The 24,330-nt window shown below is 58.3% G+C and carries 17 protein-coding genes, 2 tRNA genes and 2 rRNA genes; 13 read left to right on the top strand and 8 right to left on the bottom strand.

Annotation, left to right across the window (positions count from 1 at the left end):
- From ACMX25_RS38880 to ACMX25_RS38860, 5 genes are all read right to left on the bottom strand, one after another.
- Positions 1-1,936 (bottom strand): 23S ribosomal RNA (locus tag ACMX25_RS38880); the annotation flags it as partial.
- Positions 1,937-2,275: 339 nt separating this feature from the next.
- Positions 2,276-2,351 (bottom strand) — tRNA-Ala (locus ACMX25_RS38875).
- Positions 2,352-2,416: 65 nt separating this feature from the next.
- Positions 2,417-2,493 (bottom strand) — tRNA-Ile (locus ACMX25_RS38870).
- A 70-nt stretch (positions 2,494-2,563) separates the two neighbouring features.
- Positions 2,564-4,096: ribosomal RNA gene (locus ACMX25_RS38865) — 16S ribosomal RNA — on the bottom strand.
- Between the two features lie 508 nt (positions 4,097-4,604).
- The gene (locus ACMX25_RS38860) at positions 4,605-5,882 is read right to left on the bottom strand and encodes an SGNH/GDSL hydrolase family protein (RefSeq protein ID WP_414955145.1); all 1,278 of its coding nucleotides are present in this window, start codon (positions 5,880-5,882) and stop codon (positions 4,605-4,607) included.
- 353 nt (positions 5,883-6,235) lie between these two features.
- On the opposite strand from ACMX25_RS38860, the gene ACMX25_RS38855 reads away from it, so the two are divergent.
- Positions 6,236-7,438, top strand: a complete 1,203-nt coding sequence (locus tag ACMX25_RS38855) for a methyltransferase (RefSeq protein WP_414955144.1) — start codon at positions 6,236-6,238, stop codon at positions 7,436-7,438.
- A 28-nt stretch (positions 7,439-7,466) separates the two neighbouring features.
- Here ACMX25_RS38855 and ACMX25_RS38850 read toward each other — a convergent pair whose 3' ends face one another.
- On the bottom strand, positions 7,467-8,738 hold the full coding sequence (locus tag ACMX25_RS38850) for a TIGR03862 family flavoprotein (protein ID WP_414955143.1): 1,272 nt from the start codon (positions 8,736-8,738) through the stop codon (positions 7,467-7,469).
- Between ACMX25_RS38850 and ACMX25_RS38845 the strand changes: the two genes are divergently transcribed.
- The 9 genes from ACMX25_RS38845 (at position 8,737) to ACMX25_RS38805 (ending at position 16,653) form a co-directional block, all read left to right on the top strand.
- Positions 8,737-10,290, top strand: a complete 1,554-nt coding sequence (locus ACMX25_RS38845; RefSeq protein ID WP_414955142.1) for a dipeptidase — start codon at positions 8,737-8,739, stop codon at positions 10,288-10,290. The genes ACMX25_RS38850 and ACMX25_RS38845 overlap by 2 nt on opposite strands.
- A 112-nt stretch (positions 10,291-10,402) precedes the next feature.
- Positions 10,403-11,401, top strand: coding sequence for a 1,2-phenylacetyl-CoA epoxidase subunit PaaA (gene paaA, locus ACMX25_RS38840; RefSeq protein WP_414955141.1), 999 nt, complete (start codon positions 10,403-10,405; stop codon positions 11,399-11,401).
- Positions 11,402-11,423: 22 nt separating this feature from the next.
- Positions 11,424-11,708, top strand: coding sequence for a 1,2-phenylacetyl-CoA epoxidase subunit PaaB (paaB, locus tag ACMX25_RS38835; RefSeq protein ID WP_056364669.1), 285 nt, complete (start codon positions 11,424-11,426; stop codon positions 11,706-11,708).
- A gap of 16 nt (positions 11,709-11,724) precedes the next feature.
- Positions 11,725-12,525, top strand: coding sequence for a 1,2-phenylacetyl-CoA epoxidase subunit PaaC (gene paaC / locus ACMX25_RS38830; protein WP_414955140.1), 801 nt, complete (start codon positions 11,725-11,727; stop codon positions 12,523-12,525).
- Positions 12,526-12,533: 8 nt separating this feature from the next.
- On the top strand, positions 12,534-13,061 hold the full coding sequence (gene paaD, locus ACMX25_RS38825; RefSeq protein ID WP_414955139.1) for a 1,2-phenylacetyl-CoA epoxidase subunit PaaD: 528 nt from the start codon (positions 12,534-12,536) through the stop codon (positions 13,059-13,061).
- 8 nt (positions 13,062-13,069) lie between these two features.
- A complete protein-coding gene (gene paaE / locus ACMX25_RS38820) occupies positions 13,070-14,158 on the top strand; it encodes a 1,2-phenylacetyl-CoA epoxidase subunit PaaE (RefSeq protein WP_414955138.1) in 1,089 nt (362 codons plus the stop codon).
- Between the two features lie 136 nt (positions 14,159-14,294).
- Complete coding sequence (locus ACMX25_RS38815; RefSeq protein WP_414955137.1) at positions 14,295-15,110, top strand: DUF1835 domain-containing protein; 816 nt, start codon at positions 14,295-14,297, stop codon at positions 15,108-15,110.
- Between the two features lie 46 nt (positions 15,111-15,156).
- Positions 15,157-15,762 (top strand): TetR/AcrR family transcriptional regulator, encoded by a 606-nt coding sequence (locus ACMX25_RS38810; protein ID WP_414955136.1) that lies wholly within the window; start codon positions 15,157-15,159, stop codon positions 15,760-15,762.
- Positions 15,763-15,987: 225 nt separating this feature from the next.
- The gene (locus tag ACMX25_RS38805) at positions 15,988-16,653 is read left to right on the top strand and encodes a GNAT family N-acetyltransferase (protein WP_414955146.1); all 666 of its coding nucleotides are present in this window, start codon (positions 15,988-15,990) and stop codon (positions 16,651-16,653) included.
- Between the two features lie 134 nt (positions 16,654-16,787).
- Here ACMX25_RS38805 and ACMX25_RS38800 read toward each other — a convergent pair whose 3' ends face one another.
- On the bottom strand, positions 16,788-17,291 hold the full coding sequence (locus tag ACMX25_RS38800) for an Lrp/AsnC family transcriptional regulator (RefSeq protein ID WP_414955135.1): 504 nt from the start codon (positions 17,289-17,291) through the stop codon (positions 16,788-16,790).
- Between the two features lie 157 nt (positions 17,292-17,448).
- Between ACMX25_RS38800 and hppD the strand changes: the two genes are divergently transcribed.
- Both hppD and ACMX25_RS38790 read left to right on the top strand, forming a co-directional pair.
- Positions 17,449-18,552 carry a 4-hydroxyphenylpyruvate dioxygenase gene (hppD, locus tag ACMX25_RS38795; protein WP_414955134.1) on the top strand — a complete coding sequence of 368 codons (1,104 nt, stop codon included), beginning with the start codon at positions 17,449-17,451 and terminating at the stop codon, positions 18,550-18,552.
- 582 nt (positions 18,553-19,134) lie between these two features.
- Complete coding sequence (locus ACMX25_RS38790; protein ID WP_414955133.1) at positions 19,135-22,728, top strand: indolepyruvate ferredoxin oxidoreductase family protein; 3,594 nt, start codon at positions 19,135-19,137, stop codon at positions 22,726-22,728.
- A 91-nt stretch (positions 22,729-22,819) separates the two neighbouring features.
- On the opposite strand, the gene ACMX25_RS38785 is transcribed toward ACMX25_RS38790, so the two are convergent.
- Entirely contained in the window at positions 22,820-22,963 is a 144-nt protein-coding gene (locus tag ACMX25_RS38785; protein WP_414955132.1) for an ESPR-type extended signal peptide-containing protein, read from the bottom strand.
- Positions 22,964-23,276: 313 nt separating this feature from the next.
- Here ACMX25_RS38785 and ACMX25_RS38780 point away from each other — a divergent pair, with 313 nt between their 5' ends.
- Entirely contained in the window at positions 23,277-24,299 is a 1,023-nt protein-coding gene (locus tag ACMX25_RS38780; RefSeq protein WP_414948293.1) for an IS30 family transposase, read from the top strand.
- Positions 24,300-24,330: the final 31 nt, after the last annotated feature.

The following is a 24,330-nucleotide window of genomic DNA, read 5'->3' as shown; positions in this document are numbered from 1 at the left end:
CGGAACTTACCCGACAAGGAATTTCGCTACCTTAGGACCGTTATAGTTACGGCCGCCGTTTACCGGGACTTCAATCAAGAGCTTGCACCCCATCATTTAATCTTCCGGCACCGGGCAGGCGTCACACCCTATACGTCCACTTTCGTGTTTGCAGAGTGCTGTGTTTTTATTAAACAGTCGCAGCCACCAGTTTATTGCAACCCCTTCACCCTCCTGGCGCAGGCCAGTCAAGCTACAGGGGCGTACCTTATCCCGAAGTTACGGTACCAATTTGCCGAGTTCCTTCTCCCGAGTTCTCTCAAGCGCCTTAGAATACTCATCTCGCCCACCTGTGTCGGTTTGCGGTACGGTCTTGTTAAACTGAAGCTTAGAGGCTTTTCTTGGAACCACTTCCGATTGCTTCTTCGCCTAAGCGAATGGCCTCACACCCTTGAATTACGCGCCCGGATTTGCCTAAGCGCCTTCTCCAATGCAAGGACCGGGACTTCCAACACCCGGACAACCTTCCGCGATCCGTCCCCCCATCGCATTTAACAATGGTGCAGGAATATTAACCTGCTTCCCATCAGCTACGCATTTCTGCCTCGCCTTAGGGGCCGACTCACCCTACGCCGATGAACGTTGCGTAGGAAACCTTGGGCTTACGGCGAGGGGGCTTTTCACCCCCTTTATCGCTACTCATGTCAGCATTCGCACTTCCGATACCTCCAGCACACTTTTCAATGCACCTTCACAGGCTTACGGAACGCTCTCCTACCATGCGAGATAAATCTCGCATCCGCAGCTTCGGTATATTGCTTAGCCCCGTTACATCTTCCGCGCAGGACGACTCGATCAGTGAGCTATTACGCTTTCTTTAAAGGGTGGCTGCTTCTAAGCCAACCTCCTGACTGTTTTAGCCTTCCCACTTCGTTTCCCACTTAGCAATATTTGGGGACCTTAGCTGGCGGTCTGGGTTGTTTCCCTCTTGACACCGGACGTTAGCACCCGATGTCTGTCTCCCGTGATTGCACTCTTCGGTATTCGGAGTTTGCTATGGCGTAGTAATCCGCAATGGACCCCACAACCATGACAGTGCTCTACCCCCGAAGGTGATACACGAGGCACTACCTAAATAGTTTTCGGAGAGAACCAGCTATTTCCAAGTTTGTTTAGCCTTTCACCCCTATCCACAGCTCATCCCCTAATTTTTCAACATTAGTGGGTTCGGTCCTCCAGTACGTGTTACCGCACCTTCAACCTGGCCATGGATAGATCACTTGGTTTCGGGTCTACGCCCAGCAACTGAACGCCCTATTCGGACTCGCTTTCGCTACGGCTGCCTTAATCAGTTAACCTTGCTACTGAACGTAAGTCGCTGACCCATTATACAAAAGGTACGCCGTCACCCCTTGCGAGGCTCCGACTGTTTGTATGCATGCGGTTTCAGGATCTATTTCACTCCCCTCCCGGGGTTCTTTTCGCCTTTCCCTCACGGTACTGGTTCACTATCGGTCGATCACGAGTATTTAGCCTTGGAGGATGGTCCCCCCATCTTCAGACAGGATTTCACGTGTCCCGCCCTACTTGTCGTACACCTAGTTCCACACATCCGCTTTCGCCTACAGGGCTATCACCTGCTATGGCCACACTTTCCAGAGTGTTCGGCTAACGGTCGTGCTAAAGAGTACAGGCTGATCCCATTTCGCTCGCCACTACTTTGGGAATCTCGGTTGATTTCTTTTCCTGCGGTTACTTAGATGTTTCAGTTCACCGCGTTCGCTTCACTGAGCCTATGTATTCAGCTCAGGATGACCCAGAAGGGCCGGGTTTCCCCATTCGGACATCGACGGATCAAAGCTCGTTTGCCAGCTCCCCGTCGCTTTTCGCAGGCTACCGCGTCCTTCATCGCCTGTGATCGCCAAGGCATCCACCACATGCACTTGTTCGCTTGACCCTATAACGAGTGTGTCTCCGAGAGTTCGCTCTACACCGAACCGAAGTTCAATGCCGATGAAACCTCTTTCACACCGCTATAGGTTGAGTATTCGTGTTGCGCCGTATTCCAAAGCAATCTTTCGATCACCTTTTCATACATTGATACAATCACAACCCTGATTCACCTACTCACACACCCATCTCTAAGTGTATTTTCGTGAATCTCTTTACTACTTCTTCCAGATTGTTAAAGAACGACAGCACAACTTAAAGCGCTATGCCTTAAATTGCTTACTGACTGGCTCAATCGCCAATGCATAATCACTCTCGTGTGCAAAGAATGCTATGCGTTGGTGATTGGTGGAGGATGACGGGATCGAACCGACGACCCCCTGCTTGCAAAGCAGGTGCTCTCCCAGCTGAGCTAATCCCCCAAGTACCTTGATGCCTGAGGGTCTGCATTTATCATTTCACGTTCTTTCAAACGCTCAAGAGTAAATGGTGGGTCTGGTTGGATTCGAACCAACGACCCCCGCCTTATCAAGACGGTGCTCTAACCAACTGAGCTACAGACCCTTAGCCTGTCTTCTTACAGCCGATAAGCGTGAGCGCTTTAGCACTTCACTTCAATACGTTTGAGCTCGAGAAAGGAGGTGATCCAGCCGCACCTTCCGATACGGCTACCTTGTTACGACTTCACCCCAGTCATGAATCCTACCGTGGTGACCGTCCTCCTTGCGGTTAGACTAGCCACTTCTGGTAAAACCCACTCCCATGGTGTGACGGGCGGTGTGTACAAGACCCGGGAACGTATTCACCGCGGCATGCTGATCCGCGATTACTAGCGATTCCAGCTTCACGTAGTCGAGTTGCAGACTACGATCCGGACTACGATCGGTTTTCTGGGATTAGCTCCCCCTCACGGGTTGGCAGCCCTCTGTTCCGACCATTGTATGACGTGTGAAGCCCTACCCATAAGGGCCATGAGGACTTGACGTCATCCCCACCTTCCTCCGGTTTGTCACCGGCAGTCTCCTTAGAGTGCTCTTGCGTAGCAACTAAGGACAAGGGTTGCGCTCGTTGCGGGACTTAACCCAACATCTCACGACACGAGCTGACGACAGCCATGCAGCACCTGTGTATCGGTTCTCTTTCGAGCACCCCCACCTTTCAGCAGGGTTCCGACCATGTCAAGGGTAGGTAAGGTTTTTCGCGTTGCATCGAATTAATCCACATCATCCACCGCTTGTGCGGGTCCCCGTCAATTCCTTTGAGTTTTAATCTTGCGACCGTACTCCCCAGGCGGTCAACTTCACGCGTTAGCTACGTTACTAAGTCAATGAAGACCCAACAACTAGTTGACATCGTTTAGGGCGTGGACTACCAGGGTATCTAATCCTGTTTGCTCCCCACGCTTTCGTGCATGAGCGTCAGTATTGGCCCAGGGGGCTGCCTTCGCCATCGGTATTCCTCCACATCTCTACGCATTTCACTGCTACACGTGGAATTCTACCCCCCTCTGCCATACTCTAGCTCGCCAGTCACAAATGCAGTTCCCAGGTTAAGCCCGGGGATTTCACATCTGTCTTAACGAACCGCCTGCGCACGCTTTACGCCCAGTAATTCCGATTAACGCTCGCACCCTACGTATTACCGCGGCTGCTGGCACGTAGTTAGCCGGTGCTTATTCTTCCGGTACCGTCATCCCCTCAGGGTATTAGCCCAAAGGTTTTCTTTCCGGACAAAAGTGCTTTACAACCCGAAGGCCTTCTTCACACACGCGGCATTGCTGGATCAGGGTTTCCCCCATTGTCCAAAATTCCCCACTGCTGCCTCCCGTAGGAGTCTGGGCCGTGTCTCAGTCCCAGTGTGGCTGGTCGTCCTCTCAGACCAGCTACAGATCGTCGCCTTGGTAGGCCTTTACCCCACCAACTAGCTAATCTGCCATCGGCCGCCCCTATAGCGCGAGGTCCCGAAGGATCCCCCGCTTTCTTCCGTAGATCGTATGCGGTATTAATCCGGCTTTCGCCGGGCTATCCCCCACTACAGGACACGTTCCGATGTATTACTCACCCGTTCGCCACTCGCCACCAGGATTACTCCCGTGCTGCCGTTCGACTTGCATGTGTAAGGCATGCCGCCAGCGTTCAATCTGAGCCAGGATCAAACTCTTCAGTTCAATGCCTGTTACTGTTTTCTATTCTTGCGAATAGGTCGCTCACTCAACGTACTGACAAGTTCCTCCCATCTTCCAGTTACCCGAAAGACGCTCAAAACCTACCTTAATACTAGTGTGAGACTTGATACTTTCGCTTCACGGCAGCACCTCCCGGGTTACCCCGGAAAACACCACCACGCTTAAAGCAAAACACCAAGCGCCCACACTTATCGGCTGTTAGTTTTTAAAGAACATTCGCTACCCACCGCACGATCCCAACCCTCAGAACCCTGCCGCTTTCGCGTCGCTGCATCTGCAGCACAGAAACGAGATTATGAAGAATCTTTTTCTCCATGTCAACAAGCTTGTGAGCGTTTGCTTTCAAACTTACCGATTTTGGAGGCCACCTGTTTCTTTAGCGGCCCTCGTTGCGAAACGAGGAGGCGAATAATAGGCGATGGAACGTACTAAGGCAAGGACATCCGCAAACTATTTTCGGGAATACCCTAGCAGCCCCCTTAACAACCCCTTAATGACTCTTCGCCAGCCCCAACGCGTCGATGGGAACCGCTTCCGACATGGCCGCATATCCCGCGTCGCTTGGATGGATATTGTCGCCACTGTCATAGCGGCGCTGGAGGCGGTCCGGATGAGCCGGGTCACGTAGCGCCTGGTCGAAGTCGATCACGCCATCGAATGCATGGCTTGACCGGATTGAATCGTTCACTGCCGTCCTGATTGCTTCGCGCTCCGGAGGCAACGAGGCCGGTGTCAAGGTTGCGCCGTAGATCCGCACACCGCGCTGGTGGGCCTGCGCGATCAGCCGTTGATATCCGCGCAACAGCGAATCGGCGGTGACAGGCGTGTGGGGATCGTCGCAATCCAGGCCGGCGCGTGGGGGCATCGAAGGGAAATTGATGTCGTTGATGCCAATCATAACGATCACCGCGCGCACGCCGGGCTGGCGCAATGCGTCGCGGTCGAACCGGTTCAAAAGCGCATCGCCGTAACACGGCGACCCGCTCAGCAAGCGATTGCCGCTGATCCCCGCATTCACGACCGCGGTGCCGCCGATACCCTTTTGCGTCAGCCGGCGCGCAAATGCGTCCGGCCAACGGCGATTCGCGTTCGGCGTGGAGCGCATGCCGTCGGTGATGGAGTCGCCGATTGCCACCAACGCCCGCGCCGGCGTGGTATCGACGGAAACGCTCGTCAGCCATACGAATTGCGTGAAACGCGTGCGAAACGCAGCGGCGTCGGTGTCCGAAGAATGGTTGCCTGGCGTCGATACGTAATTCGTTTGGTTCGCCACCCTATGCCACGCGGCCATTTTTTGCCCTGCTCCCATATAGGTACTGACTGCAAGTGGCTGGTGGGCGGTGACATCGAAGGCGATCGGGTCACTGTCGATCTGACCGCCCGGCGCGATCGTCACGCCTGCTTTGCCGCCGAACGTCACGGGACGGCTGGTGCCCGCCCGGATCGCGGCCGCGCCGCCGGACACGGAGCGCGCTACCTGTACGCCCTCGATCACCAGCGGCACCGTGCCGTACACGTTGCTAAGACGGAGCCGAACGTGCCGGCCGTCGATAGCGGGATACACAATCTGCCGAACCGTCCGGCCGCCAATCTCAGGCGCGCGATACAGCGCCGGCAAATCAGCCCGCTGCGGAATTGCCTGCAACGCCGTGCCCCAGGCGCTGACCCAGTGTTCGGCCGGCGCGTCGTCGGCAAGAGCGCTGGTGGACGGCAGCAAGGAAGCAAACAGCGTCGCGGCGGCAACGGCGGAAAGGGCGCGAAGGTTCATCAGGGAACGGGGGATGTTTGAGGGAAAAGGCGATTGTGCCTGAACGGGCAAACCAGGCGCTTACAGTTCGGCGGACGGATCTCAGCAGTGTATGTGCGGCTTAGCCCGAGCCTGCTGCACGGGCGCATTACTCGCGGACAGGTGACGTGGAACGCACCTCCACGCCGTCTGGATAACCGACTTCAAATGCGCAAACCGACATGCTTTCGCAGCGATTAAAATCCCGTCGCCCGATTCCCACGCAGACGCTCCGAACGCCTTTTTGTCGTCGAAAATCGGACCAGTTTGTGAAAAGCCCTCAGAATGTCGGCATTCCGCCTCGCGGTTCTCACTTTGTCCGGTACTTATTCAGCATGCATTCCAAAACTTCTCCTAGCACCAGCGCCGCACCTTCCCACGTCGAATGGGAGGAAAAAGGCGAGAACCGTTCGGCGCTCTGGCACTCGGAAAGCGGAATCGCGCCGCCCAAGCGCGTGGTGATCGGCGATGACCAGATGACCGCCGACTCGGCGTATCGGCTGGCTTGTGAAGGCACGGCCATTCTCTGGCGCGGCGATTTCCAGAACGCACGCCAGTTGCTGCAAGCGGTGACTCGACGCATCGAAACGCGGCCGAAAAAGTCCGCCAAGGCAAAAGCGAAGGAACGCAGCGCGGCCCCCGATGCACCGCCGGCCGCGCCGCCCGCTCCCGCCGAGGCGTTCAATTTGCACCGCCTCGCCCAGTCGCAGCGGGCGCGCACGCTTGGCATGTTGCTCTTGCCGCTCGATGCCGAATACGCAATTCCGCTGCGTCGCGCGCCGGTTGTGAAGGAAGCGTGCGAGGAGGCGTATGGCGCGGCCGCCGGTGAATCCGTGGTGTCGCTGCGTGAGGTGCTCGGGCTGGTCGGCGCGCACGAGTGGCGCAAAAAGGGCGTCGACGTCGAGGCGCTTGGCGCGCGGATTCATCCTTATTACGGCGTGTTTTCCCCCGTGCGCGGCGAGTACATCAAGCTGGTGGCAGATCAGCCGTTGCCATCGAAGGAACTGGCTTTCGATATTGGCACCGGCACGGGCGTGCTCGCCGCTTTGCTCGCCCAGCGCGGCGTGAAGCGCGTGATTGCGACGGAAAACGATGCCCGTGCGCTGGCCTGTGCACGTGAAAACATCGAATTATTGGGGCTCGATCAGCAAGTGAAGGTGCTCGATGCCGATCTTTTCCCCGAAGGCCGTGCTCCGTTGATCGTCTGCAATCCGCCTTGGCTGCCGGCCCGGCCGAGTTCGGCGATTGAACACGCGATCTACGATCCGGAAAGCCGCATGCTGCGCGGGTTTCTCGATGGCCTCGCCGCGCATCTGACGCCTGGCGGCGAAGGCTGGCTGATTCTTTCCGATATCGCCGAACATCTTGGCCTGCGAACGCGTGCGCAATTCCAGGAGTGGGTCGACCGCGCCGGACTGAAGACCGACGGCCGTATGGACATCCGTCCGCATCACCCGCGCGCCGCCGATAAAACCGATCCGCTCTATCACGCGCGTTCGGCCGAAGTCACATCGTTGTGGCGGCTTGTGCCGGCTTGAGTTTTTTCTTTCACGCGGGCGTCGGCGTTTAGGCGGCCTTCGTGCCCGCTATATAAGCCAGCGCCGCCTCGCCCGCGACCAAACCGCTCGCGAGACACGCCGTGAGCAGATAACCGCCCGTCGGCGCTTCCCAATCCAGCATCTCTCCAGCGCAAAAAACGCCGGGTATCGCGTCGATCATCAGGTGCGAATCAAGTGATTCGAACGTCACGCCACCCGCGCTGCTGATCGCCTCGGCAATGGGTCGCGGGCGCGTCACCGTCAGCGGCAATGCCTTGATCCGTTGAGCGAGGCGCGTGGTATCGGCGAAATCTTCGCGACTCAATACCTCTCGCAGCAAACCCGCCTTGGCGCCCGTCAGGTTCAAGCGGCTCTGCAAATGACTCGACATGGAACGGGCGCCACGTGGATGCCTCACTTCATCGTGGACACGTTGCGGCGTCAGTGCCGGCAAGAGATCGAGGAAAAATGTGCCGTCACCCGCTGATAAACGATCGCGGATGCGCGCGGACATCGCGTAGATCAAGCTGCCTTCAATACCGGTCGATGTCAGCAAGCACTCGCCCGTGCGCCAGTCGATATCCCCATCCTCCCGCGGCAAACCGATCGCAACGGCTTTCAGCGGCTCGCCCGCGAAACGGCTGCTGAAATGCTCGCTCCAGTCGATATCGAAGCCGCAGTTTGACGGGACGAAGGGCGACACGCGCACGTGGCGCGCTTCAAGATGCGGAACCCACGTTGGGTCCGAGCCGAGTCGTGGCCAGCTCGCGCCGCCGAGTGCGAGCACGACGGCATCGGCTTCGACCGAGCGCTCGCCTTCCGGCGTGGCGAACCTCAAAAGGGGCGAAGTTTCGTCGCCCCAGCCAAGCCACTTATGCCGCATATGAAACCGCACGCCCGACCCGCGTAGCCGATGCAACCATGCGCGTAGCATCGGCGCGGCTTTCATATCGATGGGAAACACGCGGCCCGAGCTGCCGACGAACGTTTCCACGCCCAATCCGTGAACCCATGCGCGTAAGGCGGTGGCATCGAAGCGGCGCAGCAGCGGTTCAATCTGTGCGCGGCGCGCGGCGTAACGGGAGAGGAACGGTTCGGCGGGTTCGGAATGCGTGAGATTCATGCCGCCCTTGCCAGCCATCAGGAATTTGCGGCCCACTGACGGCATGGCGTCATACAGATCCACTTCGACACCGCCCGCCGCCAGCGCTTCGGCGGCCATCAAGCCAGCGGGGCCGCCGCCAATAACGGCGACGCGCGCGCGACGAGTTTCTGAGGAGGAAGGCGACGATAACGGCATGCGAAAAGACACGATTGGAGGCGAAGCCGCATTGTCGCATTCGGCGTCGAGGACCCACGAACGGGCCGGGACGAAACTGAGTGCGCCCGACCTCCCGCTGCATAATCCGGCGACGAAGTTCGAAAAGGAGATGTCGATGCAAATCGAATGGTCGAGCATCCGTTCCGGTCAGGCCGACGCGCTGCATGACGCGATAGTCGAACTGTCCGGGTGGATGATTCCGCTCGAGTCGGAACCTTGTGTCGATTATTTTCTGCTGGCCGCCGATGCGCCGTGTTGTGCCGGCTGCGTGCCGACAGATCCGCGATCGAGCATTGAGGTTATTGGTGCTTCACTGATCCAGGTGCAGGACGGACCAGTGACCATTCGCGGACGGCTGCGCCGTTTGATCGATGATCCGGCGGGCTGGCGTTATCAGCTTTTCGATGCCCGCTTGACGAGTCAGGACAGGCCATTCAGCCGGCGAGCGTTCCTGGCATCGACGGCCGCGTTGAGTTTGGTGGCCTGCGCCCGTGGCCGCTTCGCCGGATATACCGACAGCCCGGACGCGCGGGCTGCCGCTCAAAGCTGGCGCTCGAGCGACACGCTGACCATGGACATGCACAGCCACGCCGGCCGGGTGATTATCTCCCACGATCCGGCGATTGGCGCGAACCGCCCTTTCACCGCGCTTGCCGCGCCCATGCGCAGCGGCGGCATGAACGTGGTCACGCTGGCGATCGTCACCGATACCGTGGTTACGCACGTATCGGCGAATCGCAAGCGTATTGAAGCGTACCGAACGCCCGCGCCGGGCGAACTGTACGCGCTCGGGCAAACGGAATTTGCGCGGGTGCACGCATTGATCGCGCGCGAGCAGATGAATGTGATCACCGGCAGCGCGTCGCTGAAAATGAATGCGAACGCGGGTCCGAGCGCGATCATCGCTTCAGAAGGGGGTGATTTTCTGGAGGGCCAACTGGATCGTGTGGATGAAGCGTACACGCAGCATCGGTTACGGCACTTGCAACTGGTGCACTACCGGGTGAACGAACTCGGCGATATCCAGACCGAACCGCCCCAGCAGGGAGGTTTGACCGATTTCGGCGCCCAAGTGGTCCGGCGATGCAATGACCTTGGGATCGTGGTCGACGTCGCGCACGGAACATTCGATCTCGTCAAACGGGCGGCGTCGGTATCGACGAAACCGCTGGTTTTGTCTCATACCGCGCTGTCCGCGCATCCCGGCACCCGAAGCCGGCTGATCAGCCCTGACCACGCTCGCGCCGTCGCCGATACAGGCGGTGTGATCGGCGTCTGGCCGAGCTCGGGATCATTCCGGGATTTGCAGGAAATGGCGGAAGGCGTCAAGCGGATGACCGATGTCGTCGGCATCGACCATGTCGGCATGGGCACGGACATGCTGGGCTTTATTTCTCCGCCCGTTTTCAGGCACTACGGCCAGTTGCCCGATTTCGCGGATCAGCTCCTCGCAGCGGGATTCTCGAGCGAGGAAACGCGCAAGATTCTTGGGGAGAATTACAGGCGGGTGTTTGAGGCGAGTGTTGGGTAGATGGTGCAGTAGGAACAGGGATATCTGAGGCCATCTCAAAAAATAATTATTAACCGACCGGACGGTCGGCTTATAATTGCGGCACAGTGACTTCCTACAGCGAGCGATCGTCATGTACACGCAATCCCTCGATATCCCCGGCAATGTGCAGTCCATCGATCCGGCGTCCACATCGCCGGAACTGAGCCATTTCGACGCTGTGATGGCCGCCGACGGCAAGATCGAGCCACAAGACTGGATGCCCGACGCCTACCGCAAGACGCTGGTGCGCCAGATCTCGCAGCACGCGCATTCGGAAATCATCGGCATGTTGCCCGAAGGCAACTGGATTTCGCGCGCGCCGAGCCTGAAGCGCAAGGCGATCCTGCTTGCGAAAGTGCAGGACGAAGGCGGTCACGGCCTCTACTTGTATAGCGCGGCGGAAACCATGGGCGTGTCGCGCGACCAGCTCGTCGATGCCCTGCACGCTGGCAAAGCCAAATATTCGAGCATTTTCAATTACCCGACGCCCACGTGGGCGGACGTCGGCGTGATCGGCTGGCTGGTGGACGGCGCGGCGATCATGAACCAGATCCCGCTCTGCCGCTGCACCTATGGCCCGTATGCGCGCGCCATGATCCGCATCTGCAAGGAAGAGTCGTTCCATCAGCGGCAAGGTTTCGACGCGCTGCTCTCCATGATGAAAGGCACCGACGCGCAGAAGGAAATGGTCCAGCAGGCGGTGGATCGCTGGTGGTGGCCGGTGCTGATGATGTTCGGCCCGAGCGACAAGGATTCCATCCATAGCGGGCAGTCGTTCAAATGGGGCATCAAACGGATATCGAATGATGATTTGCGGCAGAAATTCGTCGATGCCACCGTCGAGCAGGCCAGGATTCTCGGCGTCACGCTGCCCGACCCCGATCTGAAATGGAACGAAGAACGGCAAGCACACGACTACGGCGAGATCGACTGGGAAGAATTCTGGCGCGTCGTGAACGGCGACGGCCCCTGCAACAAGGAACGCCTCGCCACGCGAGTCAAGGCACACGACGACGGCCAATGGGTTCGCGAAGCTGCCCTCGCCTACTCCGCCAAACAAGCCGCGCGTGCGCAAAAGCAAGCTGCATAAAGTAAAGCTGAAGGAGCGACAAATGAACAACGAATGGCCGATCTGGGAAGTGTTCGTACGCAGCAAGCAGGGCCTTGATCACAAGCATTGCGGCAGCCTGCACGCGCCGGACGCACCCGCAGCGCTGCGCATGGCACGCGATGTCTACACGCGGCGCCAGGAAGGCGTGAGCATTTGGGTGGTTCCATCGGCGGCGATCACGGCCTCCGATCCCGCCGATAAAGCAGAGTTCTTCGAACCCGCGGGCGACAAGATCTACCGTCACCCGACGTTCTTCGTGCTGCCCGACGAAATCAACCACATGTGAGCGAAGGGTCAAGCCCATGACGACGCCCCAACATCTGTCCTACGTACTACGCCTCGCCGATAACGCGCTGATCCTCGGTCAGCGCAACGGCGAATGGTGCGGACACGGCCCGGTGCTCGAGGAAGATATCGCGCTGGCCAATATCAGTCTCGATCTGATCGGCCAGGCGAGATTGCTTTATTCGCACGCGGCCACGCTCGATGCCGAGCTTAATGGCACGAAGAAAACCGAAGATGACTACGCGTATTTCCGCAACGAACGCGATTTCCGCAATTACACGCTGACCGAATTGCCGCACGCGGGCCCGTTGTCGGGCACGGCGCGTTCGGATCGCGACTACGCGGTGACGGTCGTGCGCAACTTCCTGTATTCGACGCTGATGGCGCATCTCTGGACGGCGCTCACGCAATCGACTGACGCGCAACTCGCGGCAATCGCGTCGAAGTCGATCAAGGAAACGCGATATCACCTGAATCACGCCAGCGACTGGCTGCTGCGTTTCGGTGATGGCACCGAGGAGTCGCATCGTCGGGCTCAAGCCGCGGTGGATTACCTGATGCCGTACACGCGCGAATTTTTCAGCACCGATGACGTGGAAACGAGCATCGCCGATGCGGGTATCGGTCCGCTCACCGCCGATCTGGAAACCGCGTGGCGTGAAGACGTGGACGCAACGCTGGCGCAGGCCACGCTGCAAAAGCCCGCCGATGCCAAGCACGTGAGCACCGGCAAGTTCGGCGAGCATTCCGAGCACATGGGTTTCCTGCTCGCGGAAATGCAAAGCTTGGCGCGGCAGCATCCTGGCGCGGGTTGGTGAACGCGACGATGACGACCGCCGAAGCAACGCTCGATCGCGTATGGGAAGTGCTGGACGCCGTGCCCGATCCGGAAATTCCGGTGGTATCCATCCGTGAGCTGGGCATTCTCCGCGATGTCCGACGCGCCGCCGACGACACGGTGGAAATCGTCATTACGCCCACGTATTCGGGCTGTCCGGCGATGTACCAGATCGCCGAAGACATTGGCGCGGCGCTGAATGCAGCGGGCTTCGCGAAGCATCGAATCGAAACGGTTCTGGCGCCCGCGTGGACCACCGACTGGATGACCGACGCGGCCCGCGACAAGCTTCGGCAATACGGCATCGCCCCGCCCATGGGCAATTGCGGTTCGAACGAGCACGCGCCGCAAGAACGGCCCATCCGTTTCGTGCCGCGCGTCGTGGACAAACCCGCCTGCCCGCGCTGCGGCTCATCGCATACCGAACGCCTCGCGCAATTCGGCTCGACGGCGTGCAAGGCGCTGTATCGCTGCATGGATTGCCGCGAGCCGTTCGACTACTTCAAACCGTACTGAAAACGACCATGGCGACTCCGCAATTCCACTCGCTGCGCATCCGCGACGTCCGTCCCGAAACCGCCGACGCTGTTACGGTTTCCTTCGATGTCCCCAAAGCCCTGCGCGACGCATTTCGCTTCACGCAAGGCCAGTTCGTCACGTTGAAGACACATATGGACGGCGAGGAAATGCGGCGTTCGTATTCCATTTGCGTCGGCGTGACCGATTACGACCGCGATGGCGAATTGCGTATTGGCATCAAGCGCGTGCGGGGCGGCCGTTTCTCGAACTTCGCTTTCGATACGCTGAAACCCGGCCACGAAATCGAAGTCATGACGCCGGATGGCCGCTTTTTCACGCACCTGAACGCCGATCACGTGAAGCATTACGTGGCTTTCTCGGGGGGCTCGGGCATCACGCCGGTGCTCGCGATCATCAAGACGACGCTGGAAACCGAGCCGACCAGCCGTTTCACGCTGATCTACGGAAATCGCAGCGTCGACGCGATCATGTTTGCCGAAGAGCTGGAAGACCTGAAGAACCGTTTCATGAGCCGGTTCTCGCTGTATCACGTGCTATCGGACGATTTGCAGGATGTCGAGTTGTTCAACGGCGTGCTGAACCAGGAGAAGTGCGCGGCGTTCCTGGAGTCGCTCGTTCCCGCCAATGCAATCGATGAAGCCTTCATCTGCGGTCCCGGCCCGATGATGGACGCCGCCGAAGCCGCGCTGAAAAGCGCGGGCGTGCCGCCGCAGCAGGTCCACGTCGAGCGCTTTGGCACGCCGTTGCCGCAAGCAGGCGTGCCGGCAATCGAAATCACCGACGACACGCCGGCGGCGGATCTGGAACTGATCATCGATGGGAAAAAGCGCAAGCTGCGCCTGCCGTATCAGGGCGTGAGCGTACTGGACGTCGGCTTGAAAGCGGGGCTTGCGCTGCCTTACGCGTGCAAGGGCGGCGTGTGCTGCACCTGCCGCGCGAAAGTGCTGGAAGGCGAAGTGCGCATGGAAAAGAACTACACGCTGGAGCAGCATGAGATTGACGCGGGTTTCGTGCTGACTTGCCAATGCCACCCGATTTCGGATCGCGTGGTTGTGAGCTATGACGAACGTTGAACGCCGGGTTGGCGGATTGCGTTGATTCGATTCGCTTACACTAGGGGTCGCCCCTTACCAAGGCCGTGTGACGCGCCCAGTCGCCACACTCGCTGCGCGCCGGGCAACCTACTTACGTTTGCGGTCACCGTCACTGATGAGCACCATCCACGTTACCAACGGCGACCATGCCGCCGAGATTCTGCGCGAAGCCTTGCAAACAGCGGCTCGCGACGAACGCGTCATCCCGCTGAAGGACGATCTTGCGGTCGGCCAGTTGCGGGGCATCGACGACAATCCGGAAAATCGGGCGCTCTTTTGGCAGCAGGTGCTGAACGAACAGAAGTTCGATTTCATATCGAAGCTCAAGGAACAGGACGCGCTCCTGCGTGACCTCGCGCAGGATAGCGGACAGGTCGTGGTCTGGCACGGACAAAGCGCTAGTGACCAGCTAACGCTGCGACGCGTCGCCTACACGCTGCGCAACGTGCCACAGCGCCTGAACGAAGCCAAGCTCACTCACGAAGATTTGCCTTTCGTCACCGCCGCCGACGGCACGCAGCAGCGCCGTGGCCGCGAAGACGGCGCAACGGCGGTCGGCATGTTCACGGCTGCCGAGTTGGGCGCCAAACTGCCAACAGCCGCGCCCATTTCGGTGTTGCGCATCAGCCGTCTCGCGCTGGAATGGCAGGAAGTGAAGCAGATCAATAGCGAAACTCGCCGATGGCGCGACAACACGTTTATTTCCGGCACCTATTCCGACGTCGATGAAACCATCCTCCAGATAGCCAGCGACGGCTGGCAGGAAGCCCGCCGGCTCGCCGGCCAGGTGATGGACGCGAGCTTCGGTTTTCTGGTGAGCGATTCCATTGCATTCTGGCGCTGTCGTGAACTCGTCGCCGCGGGCAAACTGGAGATTCGGGGTGATCTCGCCAAGATAGCCGACGCCAATCTCCGGCGCGCCGTGCACTAGCCGCGCATTAGAATCCCCGATCGACCCAGCAATTCGCAGAGACTCAATGGCCCGTACAAGAGCGCCTGACCACGACACACAACGCGAGCAGATTCTCGAACTCGCCGCCGCTAAATTTGCGCAGACCAGCTACCCGAGCACGTCGATGGCCGATCTTGCTGCGGCCAGCGGCACGTCCAAAGCGCGGCTTTATCACTATTACGCGAGCAAGGAAGCCATCCTTTTCGACCTGCTCGATCGCTACACGAAGCGGTTGATGCTGATCATCGCGGAAGTGGAAGGAGCGAGCCAACGGCGCGGATTGACGGAGCGCGAGGCGTTCGCCGAGCTGATTCGCGCGTTCCTCACCGAGTACGAAACTTCCCATAGCCGGCACGTTGCATTGCTCAACGACGTCAAATATCTCGAAGACACGCAGCGTGAAATCGTGCTGGAACGCCAACGCGGCATTGTCGCGGCGTTCGCCCGGCAACTCGCGCGCGCGTATCCGAAACGGGCGACGAAAGAGAACCAGACCGCGCTCACCATGATGGTGTTCGGCATGATCAACTGGACCTTCACGTGGCTCAAACCCGATGGAAAACTGGGTTACCGCGAGTTCGCTGAGCAGGTCGTGGACGTGATCGAACACGGGATGAACGGCGACAATTAAGCAAATGGTGCAGTGCGACATTACGTTACAGCACGACTGCACGATTCATGTAACTCCCGGTAAGTCATTGTTTTAAAAAAGATTTTATTCATATTATTTGAGATTTAGATGACATGCTCCACAGGGTATTACGGGTTTTCCCTAGTGCTCTTGCTGTGGTTCGGCTAAAATTCGTTTCGCGGCGCACCATGTCGCGCGACGAATCAAGGAGCCACCATCGTGAACATGCCCTTCAACCGCCACACTGCATCGATCTTCGCAGCAGCCGATCGCTCGCAAACGGCTGCCGGTCGTTTGCCCGTTCTCGTCCGTGAGCTGTCGTCGAGCGATCGCGAGCGTCTTCTCACCCATTTCCTTGCTCTCGATGAAGACGACCGCCTTCTGCGCTTCGGCCAGATCGTGCCGGATCATGTGATCGAGAACTATGTCGGGAATATCGATTTCTCGCGTGACACGGTTTTTGGTGTCTTCGACGAACAGTTGAACGTAGTTGGCGTCGGCCATTTGGCCTATCTGCCGGCTGAAGGCGACAAACGCACGGCAGAGTTCGGCGTGTCGGTGCTGGAAAGCGCGCGCGGCCGTGGTGTCGGCAGCCGCTTGTTCGAGCGCGCCGCCATCCGCAGCCGCAACACGCACGTTTCAATGCTCTACATGCATTGTTTGTCACGTAACTCGACCATGATGCACATTGCGAAGAAGTCGGGAATGAAGATCGAGTATGCGTATGGCGAAGCCGACGCTTATTTGTCGCTCACACCCGCCGATCAAGGCAGCATCCTCACGGAGATGTTGCAAGAACAAGCAGCGGTCTTCGACTACGCGGTGAAGCGCCAAGCGCGCCGGGCATCGCAAATGTTTCAGGCGTTCATGCCTACTGCGGACGCGGCCTAAATCAGGACCTCGAGTCCTGAGTCCCAGGTACAAATCAGCAAGCATGCGCAAAAGCACGAAAGGCGGCGAAAGCCGCCTTTTTTGCGTCTGCAGGTTTTGGATTGAATATCGGGCAAAGGGCATCGACCGCAAATTCAGCGAATCGGCAACGCCGTCGTTTCCTTGAAGCGTTCCAGCGAGAAGCTGCTTTTGACGTCGATTACCGACGGATGGTGCAGCAATTGAGCCTGCACGAAGCGTGAAAAGTGCTCCATGTCTTCCACCAGAACGCGCAGCAGATAGTCCATGTCACCCGTCATGGCGTCGCACGCCACCACTTCCGGCCAAGAGCGCACGGCTTCGCGAAAGCGGTCCGCATGCGTCGGCGGATTTTTCATTCCCGCCGATACCGGCGTCCCGCCGCGTTTTTCCAGCTTCACATTGACGTACGCGAGCAACCCGAGTCCGAGCAGACGCGGTTCCAGCAGCGCGACATAACCGCGGATCACGCCCTCCTCTTCAAGCCGACGAATTCGCCGCAAGCAGGGACTCGGCGAGAGGTTCACCTGATCAGCGATGTCCTGGTTCGACAGCCGCCCGTTCACCTGAAGAATGGCGAGAATTTTCCGATCGATCGCATCGAGTTCGATTTGAGCCATTTTCTGTCTCCTACACGCTGCATTACGCCATGAACGTGCGTCATCGTAGAGATAGGCGATTTACTTCGCAAGTATCTGCCGCGCTTCCGTCGATAAACTTTGTCCCAATAATCGCCAACTAATCATCGAATCATCTTTACGGTTCAGGAGACAAAGCATGCAGGCAACGACTTGGGACAATCCCGTTGGCACGGATGGTTTTGAATTCATCGAATACACGGCGCCCGATCCCGTGGCGCTCGGGCAATTGTTCGAGCAAATGGGATTCACTGCGATTGCCCGGCATCGTCACAAGAAGGTGACGCTTTATAGGCAAGGCGAGATCAACTTCCTGGTGAATGCTGAGCCCGATTCCTTCGCGCAGCGTTTCGCGCGTTTGCATGGTCCGTCGATTTGCGCGATCGCCTTCCGTGTCGCCGATGCCGGCAAGGCGTACAAACGTGCACTCGACCTCGGCGCCTGGGGTTTCGATAACAAAACCGGACCGATGGAATTGAACATTCCCGCGATCAAGGGCGTTGGCGATTCGCTGATTTACTTCGTGGATCGGTGGCGCGGCAAGAACGACGCGCAACAGGGCAGCATTGGCGACATCAGTATCTACGACGTCGACTTCGAACCCATCCCAGGCGCCGAGCAAAATCCGGTCGGCCACGGACTGACATACATCGATCATTTGACGCACAACGTTCATCGCGGACGGATGATCGAATGGGCCGAGTTCTACGAGCGTTTATTCAATTTCCGCGAGGCGCGTTACTTCGATATTGAAGGCAAGGTGACCGCGGTCAAGTCAAAAGCGATGAGTTCACCGTGCGGCAAGATCCGCATCCCGATCAACGAGGAAGGCTCGGATACATCGGGGCAAATCCAGGAATATCTCGATGCGTACCACGGCGAAGGGATTCAGCACATTGCGCTAGGCAGCGACGATATCTACAGCACCGTCGATCATTTGCGCGGCGCGAAAATCGCGTTGCTGGATACCATCGATACGTATTACGAACTCGTCGACCGGCGCGTGCCGAATCACGGAGAATCGGTGGCGGAATTGCGCAAACGCAAGATCCTGATCGACGGCGTGCGCGACGAAATCCTGCTGCAGATCTTCACGGAAAACCAGATCGGCCCGATCTTCTTCGAGATCATTCAGCGCAAGGGCAATCAGGGTTTCGGCGAAGGCAACTTCAAGGCGCTGTTTGAATCGATTGAACTCGATCAGATTCGGCGCGGCGTAGTGAAGGACACAAGCGCCAGCTAGAACACGCGGCGCAAAAAAAAATGCCGGGGATCTTCAGGTCCCCGGCATTTTTTTTGGAAATACCCTCAAGCGTCGGCGTCGTCCTTATTGTCCGCCGTCTGCTTGACCGAAACCTGTTCAATCCGAACCTGCGAAATTCGCGGTCTGCCGGAGATCGTTGCCTCCGATCCAACCGGGTTGCCAACGCGAACCGGTGCGTTCATCGCAAAAAATGCTGCGGAAACCATCAAAAAGCTTTGGATGTATCGTTGTTTCACTGCTATCTCCTTCAACTGCGTGCATCGGTGTGTTCAACAATCGTGCTCGTCCCGCCGATAAAGCCAGAACGAATGTGCATCGATCGCGGGTTTGAATGCTCTCGACGCGAGCGGTTCCCCGATGACATCGAATGACATCGAAATCCGGCCGCTTTTTACACGTCGTAACATCGGTGCAATGTTGAAATAGCTTTTCAGCGGGTTATTACCAGTGCTGGAAAAAAATCAAAACAGGCACACTCAGAATCCCGGCCGATGCGTCCACAAGACGCGGACGCCCTTAAATTGCTTTGGCGATCCCAAACGTTGGCGGAGAGACCCCACAATGAATGCCCCCCTTGACGCGGAACAAAAAGCTTCCCTAGAAGCCGCGCTGAATTCCGTCACTCTCGACGACAAATACACCCTGGAACGCGGTCGCGCGTACATGAGCGGCATACAGGCGCTGGTTCGGCTGCCAATGCTGCAACAACAACGCGATCACGCCGCAGGACTCAATACCGCCGGTTTCATTTCCGGCTATCGCGGCTCCCCGCTCGGCGCACTCGATCAACATCTGTGGAAAGCGAAGAAGCATCTCGCTTCGAATCAGGTCGTGTTCCAGCCCGGCGTGAATGAAGACCTCGCGGCAACTGCCGTTTGGGGCTCGCAGCAGGTCAATCTTTATCCGAGCGCCAAATACGACGGCGTGTTCTCGATGTGGTACGGCAAAGGGCCGGGCGTCGACAGAACCGGCGACGTGTTCAAGCATGGCAACTCGGCCGGGTCATCGCAGCATGGCGGTGTACTCGTACTCGCCGGCGACGATCACGCCGCTAAATCGTCCACGCTCGCGCATCAGTCCGAACACATCTTCAAGGCGTGCGGATTGCCGGTGCTGTTTCCATCGAACGTGCAGGAATATCTGGACTTCGGGCTGCACGGCTGGGCCATGAGCCGCTATTCCGGCCTTTGGGTCGCGATGAAATGCGTGACGGACGTGGTGGAATCGTCGGCTTCGGTTGATATCGATCCGAACCGCGTTGAGATTGTTTTGCCGACCGACTTCGCGATGCCCGATGGTGGTCTCAACATCCGCTGGCCCGATCCGCCGCTGGTTCAGGAAGCGCGTCTGCTCGACTACAAGTGGTATGCCGCGCTTGCTTATGTGCGTGCAAACAAGCTGGATCGGATCGAGATTGAATCGCCGAATGCGCGGTTTGGCATCATGACGGCGGGCAAGGCCTATCTGGACGTGCGTCAGGCTTTATCGGATCTCGGTCTCGACGATGAAACCTGCTCGCGCATCGGCATTCGTTTGTACAAAGTGGGTTGCGTGTGGCCGCTCGAAGCGCAGGGCGCGCACGCGTTCGCTCACGGCTTGCAAGAGATTCTGGTCGTTGAAGAGAAGCGCCAGATCCTCGAATACGCGATCAAGGAAGAGCTCTACAACTGGCCCGATGCACAACGCCCGCGCGTTTTCGGCAAGTTCGACGAGAAAGATGGCGCTGGCGGCGAATGGTCCGTGCCAATGGGCAATTGGCTGCTGCCGGCGCACTACGAGTTGTCGCCGGCGATTATCGCGAAGGCGATTGCCACGCGGCTCGACAAGTTCGATCTTCCCGCCGATGTCCGCGCGCGCATCGCCACGCGTATTGCGGTGATCGAAGCGAAGGAAAGAGCGCTGGCACGGCCGCGCGTTGAGGCGGAACGCAAGCCGTGGTTTTGCTCGGGCTGTCCGCATAATACATCGACGAACGTGCCGGAAGGTTCGCGCGCGCTGGCCGGAATCGGGTGCCACTACATGACCGTGTGGATGGACCGCAGCACGAGCACGTTCAGTCAGATGGGCGGCGAGGGCGTCGCGTGGATCGGCCAGGCGCCGTTCACCAACGACAAACACGTGTTCGCCAATCTCGGCGACGGCACGTACTTCCACTCGGGGCTGTTGGCAATCCGCGCGGCGATCGCGTCGAAGACGAATATCACGTACAAGATCCTCTACAACGACGCCGTCGCGATGACCGGCGGCCAGCCCGTAGACGGCGTGCTCACTGTGCCGCAAATCACGCATCAACTCGCGGCCGAAGGCGCGACGAAGATTGTGATCGTCACCGATGAACCCGAGAAATATCAGGCGAATGTGGGGCTGGCGCCGGGTATCGATGTATTCCATCGCGAGAAGCTCGATGAAGTTCAGCGCTCGCTACGCGAGTTTACCGGCACCACGATCCTGATCTACGACCAGACGTGCGCGACGGAAAAACGTCGGCGCAGGAAACGCGGAACGTACCCGGATCCCGCGAAGCGCGTGGTCATCAATGAAGCCGTCTGCGAAGGCTGCGGCGATTGCTCGGTGAAATCGAATTGCCTGTCGGTCGAACCGCTCGACACCGAATACGGCACGAAACGCCAGATCAACCAGTCGACCTGCAACAAGGACTACTCGTGCGTGAACGGTTTCTGCCCGAGCTTCGTCACGGTTGAAGGCGGACAGTTGAAGAAGCCGAAGGCATCGAGTATTGCCGGCGATGCAATGCCGCCCGTTCCCACGCCTGAATTACCGTCGATTGATCGGCCATACGGCATTCTGGTCACGGGCGTCGGTGGCACCGGTGTTGTGACGATCGGCGCGTTGCTCGGCATGGCATCGCATCTGGAACAAAAGGGCGTGACCGTGCTGGACGTCACCGGCCTCGCGCAGAAAGGCGGTGCCGTGATGAGCCATGTGCAGATCGCCACCCATCCCGGCGATATCCACGCCACCCGCATTGCAATGGGCGAAGCGGATCTGGTGATCGGTTGCGATCCGATCGTCACCGCCAGCGATGAATGCGGCTCGCGCATGCAGCCCGGCCACACGCGCGTGGTCGTGAACAGCGCCGAAACGCCGACCGCGGAGTTCATCAAGAACCCGAACTGGCGTTTCCCGGGCGCGAGCGCGGAAGCGGATATCCGTACGGCTGCGGGCGAGCACGTTGCTCTCGTCGATGCCAATCGCTTCGCCGTAGCTTTACTCGGCGATGCCATTTACACGAACCCGTTCGTACTGGGATTTGCCTGGCAGCGCGGCTGGGTGCCGTTGCGGCATGAGTCTTTGGTCCGCGCTATCGAACTGAATGCGGTCCAGGTTGAAAAGAACCTGGCGGCGTTCGAATGGGGTCGTCATGCGGCGCACGATCTTGACGGTTTGATGCGGTTGGTCAAAGGACAGAATCGCGGCGTTTCGGAGCCTCAAGGCGGCAGCAAGATCATTGCGTTGCACACGCCGAAAGCGCTGGATGCGTTGATCGAGAAGCGCGTTTCTTATCTCGTCGACTACCAGAACGAAGCATATGCGGCACGGTATGCCCGGCTGGTGGCGGAAGTGCGCAAGGCGGAGGCCTCGATCGGTTCAATCGATGGTCAATACGCGTTGACGGAAGCCGTCGCGAAGAACCTGCACAAGCTGATGGCCTACAAGGACGAGTACGAAGTCGCACGCCTTTATGCCGACCCGGCATTTGTGGAACGGCTGAAGGGCAGCTTCGAAGGCGACTGGAAACTGAAATTCCACCTCGCACCGCCTTTGTTCTCGAAGAAAGACGCGCACGGTCATCTCATCAAGAAGCAATACGGCCCGTGGGTTTTATCCGCGATGAAAGTTTTGGCGAAGATGAAGTTCCTGCGCGGCACGTCACTCGATGTCTTCGGCAAGACCGGCGAACGGAAGATGGAGCGCGAGTTGATTACAGAGTATGAGGCGCTGGTGAAGGAAGTGATGGGCGGATTGACGGCGGAGAAGCTACCGCTGGCAATAGAACTCGCGAATCTTCCTGATTCAATGCGCGGTTACGGTCACGTGAAGGACAACAACGTGAACGCGGCGCGTATCAAGTGGAATGCGCTATTGGCGAAGTGGCGTGCGCCGGCAGGCGGTGAGACGCGGCAAGTGGCTTAAAGGCGGCTTAAGTCTGTTCACTGCACGCACGACAAAACGCCCGATGAATTTCATCGGGCGTTTTGTTTTCCAAGCTTCGATCGTTTAATGCCTATGCAACTCGGCGCGCACCGAAAGCCAGCGAGGCCGATGCTACCTTCACTGCAAGCCTGTTCTTCGCCGACTTTACATTTTCGCTAGCGGCCACGTACGTACCCGTGGAACGATTCAAGACTGATTTATATGATCTGTTCACGATTACTATGTATTCCTAATTTTAGGTTCTGTCTGCACACTAGCGATCGATTCGAGGCATCGCCTGAATCAGCGGATCAATACGATTAATTCGCCACCGAAGCGGTGCTACCGCGTACGGTCACTCAATAAGATGTCGAATGGCGGCGAGCGATGTGTCGATGAATCAAAAGCGAGGGTTGCACTTCACTCGCGTCAGAACCTAATCTATTAGGATGGAGCGAGGAGTCGAATAGGCGCAGCCCTACAAAACGTTACCGAAACAGGGCGGGCTCAAAATTGAAGCGCAACACCAAAGCGTATAAGGTGTTGTAATGCATAAAGCAAATCAGTACGAGCAGTTGCAAGCTGAGGAACGTTTGGAGATTGCGAGCCTACGTCAACGGGGTTCTAGTATTCGGGCCATGGCCCGAATACTCGGGCGCTCGGCCTCTACCCTTAGCCGCGAACTCAGGCGCAATAGTTCTGTGCTTGGTTATGTCCCAGCAGCGGCGCACGCACTCAGTTCGGCCCGACGATCCAACAGTGCGGTCGCGCCCAAACTCGGGCCTCACAGCGCTTGCTGGAGGGTCGTCCTCACGCTGCTGGAGTGGCGTTGGTCGCCTCAGCAAATCTCTGGAGTCCTCAAGCGTATGTTCCCAAACGATCCGACTTTGCAGGTCTCGCACGAAACGATTTACACCACTATCTACGCCCACCCAGGCGGCGAACTACGGCGTCAACTCATTGCTTGTTTGCGTCGTGCTCATCGCGCCCGTATGTCGCGGACACGGGGTAGTGATCGCCGCTGGCAAATTCCAAATATGGTCAGCATTCACGTGCGCCCACCTGAAATAGAGGATCGCGTGATGCCCGGGCACTGGGAGGGCGACTTCATTAAAGGCGAAGGCAATCGCTCTTCAGTGGGCGTGTTGGTGGAGAGAACCAGCCGTCTAGTGCTGCTGGCTAAGATGGACGATGCCACAGCCGAATCTGCACTGGCTGGCTTCTCCGCCAAGCTCAACTCGATCCCCGAGCACTTGCGTCACAGCTTCACTTACGACCAGGGGCGTGAACTCTCACGGCATCAAGAACTTGCCGCTCAAACAGGCGTGAATGTCTATTTTTGCGATCCACACAGCCCGTGGCAGCGAGGAACTTGTGAAAATACCAACGGCCTGTTGCGCGAGTACTTGCCCAAAGGCACCGACCTTTCCGTCCATAGTCAGGCCGACCTCGACGTCATTGCAGACAGCTTGAACAACCGCCCTCGTGCTACGCATGCGTTTCATTCACCCTTCGAGGTATTTGCCGCGACACTAAAAGCAGCGGATCTCGCAACGTCATCTAAACATTAGACCAGTTGTTGCACTTCGACTTGAGACCGCC

It is taken from the genome of Caballeronia eucalypticola (assembly GCF_047608185.1).
Classification (GTDB): Bacteria; Pseudomonadota; Gammaproteobacteria; order Burkholderiales; family Burkholderiaceae; genus Caballeronia.
The sequence above is the reverse complement of the archived record's forward strand: the minus strand, read 5'-3'. Positions and strand labels throughout refer to the sequence as shown.

Excerpts from the sequence above, each read along its gene's own strand:
- ACMX25_RS38860 (WP_414955145.1), bottom strand. The coding sequence starts at position 5,882 with ATGAACCTTCGCGCCCTTTCCGCCGTTGCCGCCGCGACGCTGTTTGCT.
- ACMX25_RS38855 (WP_414955144.1), top strand. The coding sequence starts at position 6,236 with ATGCATTCCAAAACTTCTCCTAGCACCAGCGCCGCACCTTCCCACGTC.
- ACMX25_RS38845 (WP_414955142.1), top strand. The coding sequence starts at position 8,737 with ATGCGAAAAGACACGATTGGAGGCGAAGCCGCATTGTCGCATTCGGCG.
- ACMX25_RS38850 (WP_414955143.1), bottom strand. The coding sequence starts at position 8,738 with ATGCCGTTATCGTCGCCTTCCTCCTCAGAAACTCGTCGCGCGCGCGTC.
- paaA (WP_414955141.1), top strand. The coding sequence starts at position 10,403 with ATGTACACGCAATCCCTCGATATCCCCGGCAATGTGCAGTCCATCGAT.
- paaB (WP_056364669.1), top strand. The coding sequence starts at position 11,424 with ATGAACAACGAATGGCCGATCTGGGAAGTGTTCGTACGCAGCAAGCAG.
- paaC (WP_414955140.1), top strand. The coding sequence starts at position 11,725 with ATGACGACGCCCCAACATCTGTCCTACGTACTACGCCTCGCCGATAAC.
- paaD (WP_414955139.1), top strand. The coding sequence starts at position 12,534 with ATGACGACCGCCGAAGCAACGCTCGATCGCGTATGGGAAGTGCTGGAC.
- paaE (WP_414955138.1), top strand. The coding sequence starts at position 13,070 with ATGGCGACTCCGCAATTCCACTCGCTGCGCATCCGCGACGTCCGTCCC.
- ACMX25_RS38815 (WP_414955137.1), top strand. The coding sequence starts at position 14,295 with ATGAGCACCATCCACGTTACCAACGGCGACCATGCCGCCGAGATTCTG.
- ACMX25_RS38810 (WP_414955136.1), top strand. The coding sequence starts at position 15,157 with ATGGCCCGTACAAGAGCGCCTGACCACGACACACAACGCGAGCAGATT.
- ACMX25_RS38805 (WP_414955146.1), top strand. The coding sequence starts at position 15,988 with ATGCCCTTCAACCGCCACACTGCATCGATCTTCGCAGCAGCCGATCGC.
- ACMX25_RS38800 (WP_414955135.1), bottom strand. The coding sequence starts at position 17,291 with ATGGCTCAAATCGAACTCGATGCGATCGATCGGAAAATTCTCGCCATT.
- hppD (WP_414955134.1), top strand. The coding sequence starts at position 17,449 with ATGCAGGCAACGACTTGGGACAATCCCGTTGGCACGGATGGTTTTGAA.
- ACMX25_RS38790 (WP_414955133.1), top strand. The coding sequence starts at position 19,135 with ATGAATGCCCCCCTTGACGCGGAACAAAAAGCTTCCCTAGAAGCCGCG.
- ACMX25_RS38780 (WP_414948293.1), top strand. The coding sequence starts at position 23,277 with ATGCATAAAGCAAATCAGTACGAGCAGTTGCAAGCTGAGGAACGTTTG.